We start from the raw sequence: 15,168 nt of genomic DNA on the forward strand, positions 1-15,168 counted from the left end.
CGAATATTTTTTCTACACTCGTTTTTTATATATCACACGCAACGGTTTATCTGCTATGTTGGGATAAGTTTTAACCAAATTATAATCTTTAGCGTCATAAATGTAAAGACTCCCTTTTAAAGCATGGACTGAGTTTTCCTCGTACAAACCCACGTACAACAAATTTTCATCAGCACTCATCGACAAAGCAGTTATTTCCATTCCATCCGGCAGGGTAACAATAGGTTCGGTCGGCAATTCCTTTGTCACATTCCAACAATACACGGCATTATTGTAAGTATAAAATATACAACTCAAAGTACTGCACCCCACGCAAATAGATTCCCGATCTATCTTAATCGCTTCGGGGGACGGATAGAACTTTACAGTACTTAAGGAACTGAATGTAGCATTTGTCAATGCCAAAAAAACCTGCGTCGGCATTGTTTTCATGGTATTCACCATGTACAAGTTAGAGCCGACAAAACAAACAGCATGAATATCAAAAGCAAGAAATCTCTCTCCGGATTCATTAAGCCCACCACTTCGAGGAGAATACAAAACAGACTTCTCGTAATTGACAAACACGGGCTTCTCTCCCATACAAAAAGCATCCGCTACCACGTCTTCAAAATAACGGGTTAGTATCAGTTCATCCACCACATAATCATACACGTAAGCACTCTCGTCATCCGAATATATATACATATTATTTTGTGCCGATATCCCTGCAAAACCGCGAAAAGAACAAGTCGGATAAGTTCCCCGGAAAGAAGTCATGCCATTCACATCAAAAGTACGAACATCCATATTATAAATCCGTGCCGTGTTATCGGAAGAAACCAACAATCTTTCATTCGCTTGTACCATGTCGGTTACATCCTCCATTTCTATTCCGGGATTGATGGTTTCCATGATATCCGTTCGGAAGAACGGTTCCACCCCGGCGTCGATTTCCTCTTTCGTGAGCGTTTTCATAAAAGATAACCGTCCTTTTCCCGCCTCATCACGACTTAAAACAGTTATTCCCTCCGAAAACTCCGTATCAATATGTAAAACGAAATATTTAAAGCGAATAGACTCCCCGTTCTCGACTTTCAAACTCAACCCGAATGTTCCCAATTCCCGAAAGGTATAACGAAGTTGCGGATCGTGCGAGATAACACGCAAAGAATCCCGAATCGGGTATTCCGCTATTTCATTCCCGTTCATTTTCAAATTACCATATCCCCACTCGTAAGACAAGGGCAACTCTTCGCCGGATTGTTCCACGTTCAAATGATCGAGAATAAACTCTTCACCAAAGTAAGCAACCAATGTATCATGTTCCGCGGTTATTGTGATTTCCGACAATTCCTTATCCCCAACGGAAGTATGATCATCCAGACAACCATATATCCCAAACTGTAACAAAAGCCAGATACCTATACAAATTCTCGTTTTCATAAACACTTTTCCTCCTTGTAAATTCATTACCTAACGAATAAAACGATCGGGATTAACCATGGTAAAACCGTCATACATGTTTTCCGGCTCACTGTAAAACTCGTAAGCAGGTTTAAACACGTACTTGATCCACACGATATTATTCGGTCGTTGAAAAAATCCAGCAGGTGCTTTCTCCAAGTATCTCCCGTATTCTTTCACGGTTTCGGCATAAAACACGGGTTTCAACTCTTCCAATTCCCAGTAATATTCCAGTATTTTTCGGTAAAGTTTATAATTATCATTGGCATACACACCGAAATATTCACTTATCCACCATCCCGGAGCAACCAAAACCCCATCCACCACAGACAACCGATAACATTCATTCTCCATCGGCACAAAATTCTCATCCTCCCGCAATCTCATATAAATCATCACGGGATGTTTCTGTATATCTTCCGTCCGTTTCAAACGTAGCGACAATATTCCCTCTACCTCTCCTTCGGGAAACGCAATCTTCCCCATATCATAATGCTTTCCCGCCTCCGCCGTGGTAGAGTCGGCAACAACTTCCACCTCACACTCGACCTCCTCCTCTACCGGCATCCCGATGAATTTCACCGGAATATCATAACGGTATTCCGATTCTTCCAATGCCGCAAAACTAAATTCTATCGTATCCGGAACGACACCTGAAGCATATCTATTAACATCCTTGTAAAAATAGATACTTCTTTTCTGTTCCGGATTATAGATTATGGTCTTATCACTACAAGCCCATCCACAAACCAGCATTGACAATATCAACCAGATTACACGTTTATCTTTCATCATCATTGACTTTTGAAATTATTCGTCACGGTATTCAAATTCATCGGCAGGTATCGGCAAGGTATATATTTTATCACTTCCCGCAATGACCGAATTTCTTTCATGTACGAAAATATCCTTGTTCTCCCGTTTCAAGCAATACCACCATATCCCCTCCCCGTAAAATTCCTTACGCCATTCGTCCATAATATCATCTATCGTTATATCTCGAACAAAATCACGGTCGGCAAACTTTACCAGTCCCCGGGCTGCCACCACGGAATCCAGATAAACCCTTGCTTCTTCGGCTTCCCCTTCCGCCAACAAAGCCTCCGCCATAATATAATACATCTCCGGAATCCGAATCATGCTGAATCCCAAATATCCGCCACCCGTGTATGGAGAAGCATCATTGTTTTCATCCATAATCTTGACACAAACTTCTTTAACACCTCCTTCAAATTCTTTTGTCACAAACCATTTTTTAAGACGCGGATCATCCTCTTCATAAATACTTGCCCAATTTGACGGAAGTTTTAGCACGTTACTTTTCATTTGTTTATCATACAGGTAAGCACTGATATTCGTCGTGTAAAGTCCCCAAATTGTTTCCGACAAAGAAACCCGTCTTGTCATAAAAGTTCCCAGCGTACTTTTAATGGCAAAAGTGAATTTACCGGATTGAATCACTTTATCGGCATATTTCTTCGCATTCTCCAAATCCCCCTTCATCCAATATACCCGTGCCAGCATGGCTTGAGCCGCATAATAATTAAAATGCAATTCTCTGGCTCCCGTAAAACCGGACTCACTTCCTTTCCGTACAGTAGGCATCAAAGATTTATCTTCAACTAAACAAACCTCAGCTTCTTTCAAATCAGCAATAATTTTATCATATACTTCTTCAACAGAAGAGAAAGGAGTAACTTTAAAAGTATATTTCGTTACATAAGGAATTGCTCCTTTCTTTGCATTTTCATCTGTTGAATTTAAATGCACTGCAAACAAGCGTAATATATCAAAATGAATTGCTGCCCTCAATCCCAAGGCTTCTCCACGATATAATTTGTAATACGGAAAATCCTTTTCACTCTTACGTTCCAAATTTTCTATAATATTATTCAAATAACTAATTACCGAATAACTCGTTTGCCAAACACTTTTTATTGTATAAAGAAGAGGTTTCTTTTCATAATTCAAACATGACATATCATAATAAGATAAATCTCCTGTCGTGAAATTTTGCGCCAAAATCTCCGGTATCAACACCGACATCTTCCCACCATACATATCCTCCTTTACCATTGACATATACACGCCATACAAAGCATCCTCCACTCCCTCCGGGGTACTAAACATATCATCGTTCACCACCTCCGAATCAGGATTTATATTCAGGAAGTTCTCACAACCGAAGAACGGGAAGGACATACACAACAGTAACCATATCTTTCTCATACTTTCTTCATTTAAAAGGTTGTTCTCAACGTAAAATTAAACCCTCGCTGAAACGGGTATTCCGTTCCTCGTTCTTGTTTCACGGATGAAATCCGGGCAATGTCCGACATACCGAATCCCACGTTCATCCTTCTGATACCGACTTTCTTCAACCACTCCGCTTGCCACTCGTAATTCAGCATCACACTCGTGATTGCCAACAAATTATCCCGTTCCACGAAGCGTTCGGAATATCGTTTAACAACCGTTTCGTTTTCGGGAATCCCCAGAAAACGCACTAGATCACCCGGTCTTTTCCATCTCTCCGTGAAAGCCCGTCTATCCACGTTACCAAAAGGATCAATATTCTCCACTTTATTCGCTAACGTCGTGTTATACAGGTCACCGCCAAAACGATAAGCTGCCGACACATTCACCGAAAATCCCTTATACCCGAAACCGGTAAACAAACTCCCTTCCAACGTGGGATTCGTGTTCCCCACCTCTACCCGCTCTTCCGAATCATAAGTAAACGTGTATTTCCCGTTCTTCTTGATATACACCTCCTGCCCGGAAGCAGGATCAATCCCTGCCGAACGCATGGCATATATCCCGAATTGCGAACCACCCTCCACGAACATGGGTTGCGGTTTCACCCCGTAATAAGCAGCCAGATTCTGAGCCCGGAGCGCATCCGAAATCCGTGTCAATTTATCTATCACGCGTGAACCGTTCACAGTCACGAGCCACGACATATCTCTCGTTTTCAATATCTCGGCAGAAATCGAGAACTCGTAACCGGAATTTCGCAATTTACCCATGTTCACGTGTACCTCGGATACTCCCACGGACGAGGGCAAGGAAAGAGGCATAAGTACATCCTTCGTCCTCTCGATATAGTAACTCGCCGCCACGTTTATTCTTTCATTCCATAAAGCAGCCGTCAATCCCCAATTATACTTGTTCGTGATCTGCCACTTCATATCGGGATTTCCCATTGTGATCGGCACGGCACCAAGCCCACCGTAATGAAGCAAATCATTCCCGTACAAGTAAGTCGTCATGGCTTGATACGGGGAGAACGTCACGTTAGCCGTGGAACCCACGCTAAAGCGCAAACGTAACACGTTCAACCAATCGAAATCCATAAAATCCTCCTCGTGTATATTCCACCCGATACCCGCCGACCACACCGGCGCAAAACGATGATTGCTCCCGAACTTCGAGGAACCCGACGTTTTGTATGAACCGTTCACGAAATAACGCCCCAACAAATCGAAACTGCCATTCACGAAGAATCCGACTTCCGCCGATTCCTGCTCACCACCTGTCGGCTTGGTGTTCACGTACTGTGCGGCAAACTTCAAATCGGTCATTTTATCTTTCAGAAAGCCCTCCGCTTTCAACTGCGAAGCGGACGATTTATATTTCCCGATATCTGTTCCCGCACTCAAAGAAACCACAGTCGTTCCCGCCTCGTTTAATACCAAACGATAGTTCAGCGCCATCTTGGCACTCCAATCCGTACTCTCGCCATGGGTTTCCGTGTAAGTTCCTTTCTTGTTGGCAAGCACCTCGGAATCGAAGCGGGAATCCTCCGGTGAAACATACACTTTATTCCGGCTATCCCGTTGACTCACGCTCAAATCACCAGAAACGAACAAAGACTTAAGCACATCCCAACGCACAGATAAATAATTCGTTATATTCTTGCCCCGGTTCTTCGAGAAACTGGATAGCGAAGCGTTGTACAACGGGTTCTGTTGAACGTTTCCCTTCTCGCCGAGCGGGTAAAAATCGTAGTTCCGGATATATTTACCGGACTCGTCATACACCGAATTGTAAGGATTCATCAAAGTATATTGCGCGAAACTCCCGTAAGGACTATTCTTACTGTCGGTCATCGTGTAAGCGAAACGATAGGTAATCAATAACTTCTTACGCAGGCGATATCCCAACGAGAAGTTGACACCGTAATTCTTTCGGAAATCACCTTTCATCACGCCATACATATCGGTAAAGCGACCGGCAACCTTGTACTCTATATTCCCGCCCCGTCCGGTAAGGGATGCCGAATGCCCGTGAGTAAAAGCTGTACGCAACGGTTTGGAAGCCCAATCCGTATCGACACCCCGACGCACGTTTTCAAGTTTATAAGCATAAGACGGGTAAAGGCTCCCGTCCGCCTTGTCATAAAGTCCTGCCAAACGCTCCAACTCGAGTTTCTGTTCCGCGTTGCAAAGACGCAAGGAATTTAAATCGGGAAAACTAAAGATAGGGGTAAAATTATAGCTGAGCCTCGGTCGATTTCCTTTCACCCATGTACGCTCGATCAGAATCACCCCGTTAGCAGCTTTCTCGCCGTATAGCACGGCGGCAGAAGCATCTTTCAAAATATCCACCTGTTCCACGTCATAAATATCCAAATCATACAACTCTTCAATCGTTATCTTTACCCCGTCCAGAATAATCAAAGGCGTGTTCACTCCCGACTGATCATTCAACACTAACGAACTAGCACCCCGAATCAGTATCTCGGGAACGGCATTCGGGTTAGACCCTTGTTCATTATTCTCGATAACCCGCAATCCCGGAACCAACGTTGCCAGCGCTTGAATGATATTGTTCGGGGAAACCCGTAACAAGTCTTCACCTCTCAACGTGGTGATCTCTCCGGTAAAAGCATTCTTCGGCAAGGTGTAATACGCCGTAACAATCACATCGTCCAATTCTTTCGTATCTTTAGACAACACCACTTCAAGCACGCGGGTTTTCGGTACCCGCATCTCCAGAGTCTTCATCCCGACATACTTGAATTCGAGTATGACATCATCTTTATCCGGCACGTCCAGTTTAAACTTTCCATCCTTGTCCGTGACACATCCCCATGAGGTTCCTTTCACCACAACCGTGACTCCCGGTAACGGCTCGCCCTCCTCTCCTTTCACCTCTCCGGTAACTACAACTTTCCCCGAACGTGTATCTCCGAATCCCGGAAAACGGAACAGACACACGCAACAAATGATCAGAAGCATCGAACAAAAAATTCTAGACATTTTATTTAAACCCTATAATAAAGTTTCCTTTCGTTTACTATTTTATAAATTCTTGTATCTAATATACACTTCTACCATAACTAAAAACTTCCGATAAACCGCTAAGGTATATCCAATACCTTAAAAATCAACCCAAATACATCTAAATATATAGTAAAACAATATGCATCACCATGTGTCAACATTCAAAACACATGCAAATGTACCACAAAAATATACCATCATTTCCCGTAATTTACATTTTAACACATGTATTTTACAACATAGCGAACAAAAGTAATAGAATAATTAAGAACCGTCAATTCCCCTGACAAATTATTTCATTGACTTACTGCATCAGGAAAAGACGGCAAAAGAAATTGCAATTTCACCAACAAAAAGAAGGCAAAAAATTATTTATTGAGGAAAACGAAAGGTAGGGAAACTTTTTTCGTAATTTGCTACCCGGACATAGCAAAAAGACTAGAAAAAACAGCGCAAACACCATTGATAGGGGCCCATATTCTTACGAAGTTGCTTTAAAGCTTCCCCCTTTTTATTTTTAATCGTCTGCTCGGAAAGATTCAATTCTTCGGATATCTCTTTCGTGGAATACCCTTCCAGACTCATGGCCATAATATCACGATAATCACCGGATAATCTGGCTATCTCCGCCCAAATAATCCGTTTCACTTCATTTTCAATAATCTCGTTTTCAATATCACAAACAGAAGCTTGCTGTAATAATGCTTTGTTTTTTATATCCAAATGCCGCAACTCGTTCAGACAAGCGTTTCGGACACAAGTATACAAGAACCCGATAATCGCCTGAAAAGAAGTAAACTGCCCGCGTTTCTCCCAAGTTTTTATAAAACTCTCGTGCACGACATCCACACACATATCCTCTTCACGCAAGAAACGACTCGCGTAAACCCCCAACGTGGCAAAATATTGATCATACAATATCTCCAAGGCTTTCTCGTCACCTTTCACAAAACCATCATACAACGCTTTTTGTTTCATCAACATACAAATTTACTTATGTATTAATAAACGTTCGTTAAAAGAGAGTGCAAAAAAACTAACACGACTAAAACAATATACAGTGTTAAAATATTGATTGTAAACTATTAAATATCTCTTTAGTTATTTGAAAAAGATTTGGATTTTTACTATATTTGGATATCAATAATCGAAGGTTTAATGATTCGCTCACACGGCTTCTTTTCAACATGTACTCCTTGTCATTAGAAAATATTCCAACCCCTCCTCAACAAACAGAGAAAGAGCCGGAATACTTAAATCAGATTACAGGAATCTTAAATCTAAAATCATTAAATCCAAAATCTCCTACACTCTCTCTTTATAAATCACAGTCACGGGTTCATCCCCTATATTCTTGTGCGTTTCCACCAAGCGACTATTTTCCGTGTCATAAATATAAAGACTGCCTTTCAAGGTTTCAGTACTATTTTTCTCGTACACACCGACATAAAGATAACCGTGGTCAGGATCCAAAGAAAGAGTCTTTATTTCCATTCCATCCGGCACCGTTATAACAGGTTGCGTGGGTAACTCCTCGTAAGGTTTATATCTATAAATCGCATTCTTATACGTGTAATATACACAAGTATGGGGTTTTACTCCTACCAGTATGGAATTACGATCCATACATATCTCTCCCGTAACCGTGTATTCTTTCATATTGGCAGCCGTTGGTTTACCAAAACTACTTGAAGTTGTACGACCGATATATACCTTGGAAGGATCATCTTTCCGTGTGGCAAATATATACAAGTTCGTACCGATAAAGCAAGTCTGTATAATATCCAAATCTGCGAAATTACTTCCACTCGTTACAATATACTTTGATGTACTGGCAATATAATACGTTGAATTCTCGTAATTCACGAACACGGGTTTATTATAGGGAATCCCCGCATCAACATCCAAATCCGCAAAAGCATCCAACACGAGTAATTCATCCAGCATCGTTTCATAAACATAAGCCCTTCCGTCGGAAGAATACACGTGCATATTATCCTGACTCGAAATTCCAATAAATTGCTGAAGAGCGGCATTCGGGAATCTCGCGGCAAAGGAACTTGCCATCTCGATACCGAAAGTTCTGGAATCCATATTATATATTCTCGCGTCACTACCGGAACTAATCATCAAGCGTCCGTCATGCTGTATCATGTCGGTCACGTTCTTTAATTCCATATCCGGGTTACAAACCTCCATAATATCATCTTGGAAATAAGGCTCTTTCCCCGCACTAATCTCCTCTCTTGTCAAGGTTTTCATGAACGAAAGCCGACCTTTTCCCTCGCTATTCTTACTAAGCATCGTGATCCCCTCGGCATATTCCGTGTCAATCTGTAACACGAAATACTTAAATTCGGTTGTTTCACCGTTATCCACTTTCAACCTTAAACCGAACGTCCCCAATTTCCGAAAAGCATAATTCAATTCCAATTCTGTCGACACAACATGAAGCGTGTCTTTGATCGGATAAGGCTTTAAAGCTCCACTCGACATATTCAATTCCCCGTATGCCCATTCGTAAGTCAACGGCAACTCCTCTCCCGACTGTTCCACCTTCACGTGATTTACCACTAACTCTTCCCCGAAATAAGTGGTAAGCGTGTCGTAAGCCGCCGAAATAGAAACCTTCGATACATTATTCCTCCCCAAGGTTGAGTCGTCATCATAACAGGAATACATTCCTGCCATGATACAGAATAACAGAACTATATAAGATTTTGTTTTCATAACATATTCTTTTTAATTTCTTTACTACCGAATAAACCTATCCGGATTTACCATGGCAAATCCCTCGTAAGTATTCGCCGGATCACTATAAAAATCATAAGCCGGTTTGAACACGTAATTGATCCAGATTATATTACCCGCCCTTTGGTAAAATCCGGCTGGAGCATCCTCCAAGTAAAGCCCGTATTCCTTCACCGCATCGGCATAGAAAACCGGTTTCAACTCCTCCAACTGCCAGAAATATTCCAACATCTTCCGGTACAACCTGTCATTATTCTGCGCGTAAACACCTAAATAATTGGCTGCCCACCACTGGGGAGCAGGCAATGCCCCGTCCACAACAGCCAATCGATAAAAATTCTTAGCTATCGGTTGGAAGTTTTCGTTTTCCTTAAACCGCAAGTAGATGTACACGGGACTATCCATAATATCATCCGTACGTTCCAACACGAGCGACAATTCCCCATCCACTTCATTCTTGGGGATAACCAACTTGCCAAATTTAAAGTGCTTATCCAACACGGCCGTCGAAGAGTCCGCCACCATTTCCACCTCGTACTCCTGTTCCTCGTTCATCGGCATCCCGATCACCTTTACCGGAATCTTGTACTCGATTTCCGACTCGTTGTACAAGGCAAAACTGAAAAACACGGTATCATTAGCCGTCTTCTCGACTGCATGCAATCTATCCCACGTGAAATAAATCGACCTTTTCTGGTTTGCGTCATAATAAACAGCATCGTTACTGCAAGCCCATATTCCCGAGAAAAGGACTATTCCGATATATATCAAATATTTATTTTTCATAACGACTCACTTTAATAGTTATTCATTAGGGCGATAATCTTCTTCCTCTGTCGGTAACGGCAAAGCATAAATTTTATCGCTACCGGGAATCACGGCCGAAGAAGTCGCCAATCTTACCGAACTGTTCAATCGTTTCAAGCAGAACCACCATTGTCCTTCCCCGAACAACTCTTTTCTTCTTTCCGCCATGATATCATCCAACGTGATCTCAACAGCAGGTGTACGATTCTCGAACTTCACCATTCCGCGGGCGCTGAGCACCGTATCCAAATACCACGTTGCACCCGTTACATCCCCTTCATCCAACAAAGCCTCTGCCATAATATAATACATTTCGGGGATTCTCACCATACTGGTTCCCAAGTAAGGACCACCGCCATAACTCGTGGTTGTAGAAGTCGTATCGGATACCCGTCCCATCATTTTCACGCATATATCCCTACTAACCCCACTCTTCTCGTAAGTTTCGAACCAAGCCGAATAGCGGTAATCGCTCCCCGGCGCGGGACCCGCGTCTTTATAAATATCCGCGAAACCATCACACAACTCACCCAATCCTTGCCGATTGATATGTTGCGTGTACCAGTCGGAATATATTTCAGCATTATACAATCCCCAAATCGTTTCGTCCAAAGAAATTGTTTTCTGCATAAAACTACTCAAGTTCGTCTTATTGGCAAAACGGAATTTATTGGAACGAATCACCTTATCGGCATACGTTTTGGCTTTTGCCAAATCACCTTTCATCCAGTACACCCGAGCCAACATAGCCTGTGCCGCGTAAAGATTAAAATGCAATACCCGTGCCCCGGTAAAACCTTTCTCGCTCCCGACCCTATTGGCAGGCATATACGTTTCGTCATCCGCCAACAAAGTTTCCGCCTTCTCCAAATCGGCAATAATCTTCCCGTAAACATCCGCCACGGAAGAATAAGGCGTTACTTTGAAATCATATTCCGTTACATACGGGATAGCTTTCGCTTTCGCCGACTCGTTCGAGGAATTGATATGCACGGCAAAGAACCGCAACAAATCGAAATGAATAGCAGCCCTCAATCCCAAAGCCTCGCCCATGTACAAATCATAATAACGGAAATCCTTCTCGCTCTTTCCTTCCAGATTCTCAATAATATTATTCAAGTAGCTGATCGTCAAGTATCCCGTTTTCCAAATACTCTTGTACATTCCCCGGGTTTCACTCCGGTCATACTCCAAACGCCCCAGATAAGGCAGATACGAATAGGTGGAAACGAAATTCTGTCCCAATATCTCCGGTATCATATTCGACATCAACCGACCGTACATATCCTTGGTTACCATCGTCATGTACACACCGTAGAGAGCATCTTCAACCCCGTCTGCCGAGTTGAACATATCGCCATTAATCACTTCCGAATCCGGATTCACATCCAGAAAACTGTCGCAACAGCAGAAGGAAAACGATATACACAGTAGAATCATTATCTTTTTCATACTCTTTTCTATTTACAGTTTGCTAAAAAGTCGGTCTAAACGTGATATTAAAACTCCTCTCGAAAGGATAGGAAGTTCCTCTTTCCAACTTCATGGAAGAGAAACGCGCGATATCGCTCATCCCGAAACCCACGTTCAAACGCTTGACACCAATCCGCTTCAACCATTCCGGTTTAAACTCGTAAGTAAGAGAAATACTCTTGATCTCGAATAAATTATCACGTTCCACGAAACGTGCCGAATAACGTTGAGCATCACTTTTGCTTTCCGGAATTCCCAAAAAACGTTTCAAATCACCCGGTTCCTTCCACCTGTCGGTAAAAGCCCGGCGATCCACATTCTCCCAAGGGTTAATATTTTCTACCTTATCGGCAAGCGTACTATTATAGGCATCTCCCCCGAACTTGTACCCCGTCGTGATATTCAACGTGAACCCCTTGTAAGTAAGGCTGGTAAATATACTTCCCTCGAGAATAGGGTTCGTGTTGCCCACTTCTACCCGTTCATCCGTATCATAATCCAAAGTATATTCCCCGTTTTTGGTGATAAAAACTTCTTTTCCGGAAGCCGGATCAATACCTGCCGACCGCATGGCATAGATAGCGAATTGTGAACCTCCCTCTTCAAATCTCAGAGAAGGACGTGCCCCCAAAGACTGGGTTACCTCGTAAGCCTTCAATGCAGTGGACACGTTTGTCAATTTATCCATCGTGTGCGAACCGTTCACGGTTACCATCCAATACAAATCCTTTTGTCTTATGATTTGTCCCGATATTGAAAACTCGTATCCCGAATTTTCCAGCTTACCCATATTTACCTGCACCGAAGACACACCCACCGACCACGGTAAAGAGATCGGCATCAAAGCATCCTTCGTCTTATTCTTGTAGTAACTGGCATCAATATTCACACGCTCGTTCAACAACGTCGCACTCAAACCCCAATTATATTTCGTCGTGAGCTGCCAATTCAAATTCGGGTTTCCCATCGTGATAGGCACGGCACCAATTCCCGCGTAATGTATCAAATCGGTCTTATACTCGTAAGTCGTCATCGCTTGATAGGGCGAGAAGGTCACGTTAGCCGTGGAACCCACGCTGAAACGTAAACGTAGCATATTCAACCAACTGACATTACTCATGAAATTCTCTTTATCCACGTTCCAACCGATACCCGCCGTCCATACCGGGGCAAAACGATGTTCGCTCCCGAACTTTGATGAGCCGGCAGACTTATAAGAACCGTTCAAAAAATAACGTCCCAACAACTCGAAACTACCATTCACGAAAAAACCTACCTCCGTGGATTTCTTATCCCCTCCCGAGGGACGAGTACTGGCATACTGCGATGCAAATTTAATATCCGTCATCCCGTCTTTCAGAAATCCTTCCGCTTTCGTCGTGATTGATGAAGAATTGTTAATACCGATATCAGCACCCGCGTTCAAAGATAACACCGTGTTACCGTCTTTATTCAAGGGCAAACGATAATTCAACACGAACTTGCCCGCCCAACTGGTTCCCTCGTTATTCGTGAAAGAATAGGTTCCCCGCTTGTTCAAGGTAGCCCCCTCGAATGAAGAATCATCCGGCGACACGTACACTTTGCTCCACGACTCCGTCATCTTCACGTTCATATCTCCCGTGATAAAGAAAGACTTGAAAATATCCCAACGCATACTCAAATAATTCGTGAACGACTTACTTCTCCCCTTGTTAAAACTGGATAGAGTCGCGTTATACAACGGATTGCCTTGATTCTTAGAATCTGAAGAACTACCGGACAACGGATCAAAATAATAAAGTTTGATATATTCCCCGTCCTCATCATATACCGGGTTATACGGGTTCAATTTCGTGTACGTGGAGAAATCCCCGTAAGGACTCGCTTTACTATCCGTCATCGAAAAAGCGAAACGATACGTGAAAGTCAACTTATCGCTCAAATGATAAGCGAAAGTGAAATTCAACCCGTATCTTCTACGGTTATCCCCTTTCATCACACCGTAAGAATCTCCGAAACTCCCGTTCGCCTTGTACTCGATCCCGTTGCCCCTACCGGACAGATTCACCGAATGATTGTGCGAGAAAGCCCAACGCAAAGGTTTGGAAGGCCAATCCGTGTCTACTCCCCGCCGCACGTTATCCAATTTATAATAATAAGCCGGATCAAGACTACCATCCACGTTATCATACAACCCGGCAAGGCGTTCCAATTCCAACTTCTGTGTTGCATTAGTCAATCGCAAGGAAGTTAAATCGGGATAACTGAAATTGGGTGTAAAATTATAACTGAACCGGGGCTTCGTTCCTTTTACCCGTGAACGCTCTACTAGAATCACACCGTTGGATGCCTTCTCCCCGTACAATACCGCGGCAGAAGCATCCTTCAACACGTCTATTCTCTCTATATCATGAATATCCAAGTCATACAACTCTTCTATCGAGATTTCCACCCCATCGAGCATTATCAAAGGGGTATTCACGTCCGCTTGATTCTCCGTCATGATAGAATTGGCACCCCGAATCAAGATCTCGGGGATAGCATTCGGGTTTGAGCCTTGCTCGTTATTCTCCATGATTCTCAACCCCGGAGTCAAGGCAGCCAAAGCCTGTATCACGTTGGTTGAAGACACTTTCAACAAATCCTCCCCCTTCACGGTCGTGATTTCACCGGTATACGCGTTCTTCGACTGCGTGTAATACCCCGTGACTACCACGTCTTCCAACACCTTCGTGTCCTCTTTCATCACCACGTTCAACTCTTGTGATTTCGTGATCGTGAAAGTCTGGCTCGACATACCGATAAAATTGAAAATCAACACCATTTCTTTCTGAACGGGGATTTCCAACTTGTACTTTCCATCCACATCGGTAGCCACCCCCAAAGTCGTACCTTTCAACAGTACCGTGGCTCCGGCGAGCGGGGTTCCTTCCTCGTCTTTTACCTCTCCCGTGATCGTGATCTTTTCCACGGTTTTGGTTTCCTGACGCTTTTTGATCACCACCACGTCATTGACAAATGAATAGGTGTATGGTGTATCTTTCAAACAATAATCAAGAACTTCCCGGATAGTGGCATTTTTAAATTCTCTTGTGATCAAAGGGATTCCCTTAATTTCCTCGTGGTTGTAAACAAAATCCAACGAGGTTTCCTTCTTCAACGTATTCAGCACCTGCAACATCGTGGCTTTCTCGAATTTCAAATTCAGAGGTGTCTTCTCGTCGTATTTCCGGGACAACGAATCACAGAAACCGGAAAAACTGAATAGAAGAATGCAACAAAGCGACAGGCAAACCTTAAACATTCGCCGCGGCTTGTCACCGGATTTCAAAGACAGATTCATTTTCATATTCAACATATTTAAGTTAGTTCGTAAAGTTTATAAGGTTCATAAAGTTTATAAAGTGACGAGGTTCTAAAC

The 15,168-nt window shown here is 43.0% G+C and carries 9 protein-coding genes; all 9 read right to left on the reverse strand.

Going from position 1 to position 15,168, the window contains the following annotated elements; translation table 11 throughout:
* Positions 1 to 12: 12 nt before the first annotated feature.
* Entirely contained in the window at positions 13 to 1,425 is a 1,413-nt protein-coding gene (locus L0M98_RS02415; RefSeq protein WP_227214819.1) for a hypothetical protein, read from the reverse strand.
* A 30-nt stretch (positions 1,426 to 1,455) separates the two neighbouring features.
* On the reverse strand, positions 1,456 to 2,244 hold the full coding sequence (locus L0M98_RS02420; protein WP_186975592.1) for a DUF4843 domain-containing protein: 789 nt from the start codon (positions 2,242 to 2,244) through the stop codon (positions 1,456 to 1,458).
* Between the two features lie 12 nt (positions 2,245 to 2,256).
* Entirely contained in the window at positions 2,257 to 3,675 is a 1,419-nt protein-coding gene (locus L0M98_RS02425; protein WP_227214820.1) for a RagB/SusD family nutrient uptake outer membrane protein, read from the reverse strand.
* An 11-nt stretch (positions 3,676 to 3,686) separates the two neighbouring features.
* Positions 3,687 to 6,689, reverse strand: a complete 3,003-nt coding sequence (locus L0M98_RS02430) for a SusC/RagA family TonB-linked outer membrane protein (protein ID WP_227214822.1) — start codon at positions 6,687 to 6,689, stop codon at positions 3,687 to 3,689.
* Positions 6,690 to 7,172: 483 nt separating this feature from the next.
* Positions 7,173 to 7,712 (reverse strand): sigma-70 family RNA polymerase sigma factor, encoded by a 540-nt coding sequence (locus L0M98_RS02435; protein ID WP_186975595.1) that lies wholly within the window; start codon positions 7,710 to 7,712, stop codon positions 7,173 to 7,175.
* A 327-nt stretch (positions 7,713 to 8,039) separates the two neighbouring features.
* Complete coding sequence (locus L0M98_RS02440; RefSeq protein WP_227214823.1) at positions 8,040 to 9,464, reverse strand: hypothetical protein; 1,425 nt, start codon at positions 9,462 to 9,464, stop codon at positions 8,040 to 8,042.
* A gap of 24 nt (positions 9,465 to 9,488) precedes the next feature.
* Complete coding sequence (locus tag L0M98_RS02445; protein ID WP_099292623.1) at positions 9,489 to 10,271, reverse strand: DUF4843 domain-containing protein; 783 nt, start codon at positions 10,269 to 10,271, stop codon at positions 9,489 to 9,491.
* Positions 10,272 to 10,289: 18 nt separating this feature from the next.
* Positions 10,290 to 11,744, reverse strand: coding sequence for a RagB/SusD family nutrient uptake outer membrane protein (locus L0M98_RS02450; protein WP_227214825.1), 1,455 nt, complete (start codon positions 11,742 to 11,744; stop codon positions 10,290 to 10,292).
* A 22-nt stretch (positions 11,745 to 11,766) separates the two neighbouring features.
* Positions 11,767 to 15,096 carry a SusC/RagA family TonB-linked outer membrane protein gene (locus tag L0M98_RS02455; protein ID WP_227214827.1) on the reverse strand — a complete coding sequence of 1,110 codons (3,330 nt, stop codon included), beginning with the start codon at positions 15,094 to 15,096 and terminating at the stop codon, positions 11,767 to 11,769.
* Positions 15,097 to 15,168 lie beyond the last annotated feature (72 nt).

Origin of the sequence: Butyricimonas sp. DFI.6.44 (assembly GCF_022132345.1) — a bacterium.
GTDB classification, from domain to species: domain Bacteria; phylum Bacteroidota; class Bacteroidia; order Bacteroidales; family Marinifilaceae; genus Butyricimonas; species Butyricimonas muris.